The organism is Hoskinsella mucinilytica, from assembly GCF_045223415.1.
In the GTDB taxonomy this organism is placed as follows: domain Bacteria; phylum Bacillota_I; class Bacilli_A; order Erysipelotrichales; family Erysipelotrichaceae; genus Hoskinsella; species Hoskinsella mucinilytica.
On sequence record NZ_JBEQZJ010000109.1, the window covers coordinates 1 to 764 of the forward strand.

1 protein-coding gene and 1 pseudogene are annotated in these 764 nt (G+C 29.7%); both read right to left on the reverse strand.

What is annotated here, in order from left to right; genetic code table 11:
• Positions 1–267: pseudogene (locus tag UGRO018_RS17715) on the reverse strand (hypothetical protein); the annotation flags it as partial.
• A gap of 274 nt (positions 268–541) precedes the next feature.
• The coding region (locus UGRO018_RS17720; protein WP_416327841.1) for a DUF4351 domain-containing protein at positions 542–764 on the reverse strand (223 nt) is incomplete at its 5' end.

The window sequence follows — 764 nt, forward strand, 5'->3', positions numbered from 1 at the left end:
ACCTTGACTTTGCATTTCAATGTTATACTCTCTCATTTCTTCATCTCTTAAATGAATATCCATGATGATACGTTTGTTGCCTTCTTGTTTAGGTATCATTTCTGGATTACATACTTCAGTTCTTTTTGGAAGGATTTTTGTTGTTAAACCAATCACCGTATGTCGCAAAAAGATAGAATCCTCATCCATACCGATGAAAAAATGCTTAAATAATACATCATTTTGAAAACTTACTTTTTGTGTCTTTGTTTCTTCAATTTTTTCCAATGGTTTCACCTCTGTCTTTCTAGGCTCGCTATATAGAAATGGCCCTTACCTATCTACATACGTAAAACAGAGGTGAAAATCCTAAATTTTATTCAAATATTTTTTAAAATTAGAAATTCTTCTTTATTTTCGTTCAATTAAAAAGGTGAAATCTGTCTATATCAAATGCAAGATTTCTAATTTCATATCTAAAGACAAACTTACAGAAAAAACGAATCAGTATTTCATACATACTGACTCGTCTAATTAGTTTCATAAATAAGAGTGCAATACACTAGTTACCTATTTGTTCAATGGCTACTTTTAACTCTTCAATAGAATCATAATCAAAGATGAACTCCGTGATATGTTCTAATTGCGTTTGATTTAATGTTTTTAACCATGTTGTTTCGTCTTTTCCGTATTTTTTCTTTATTTGTTGTTTGATTATATGAAATTGTCCTTGTTGAATACCTTTAAGTTTTGCTTTCTGACATAGCTCCTCTTTGATGTTTCGT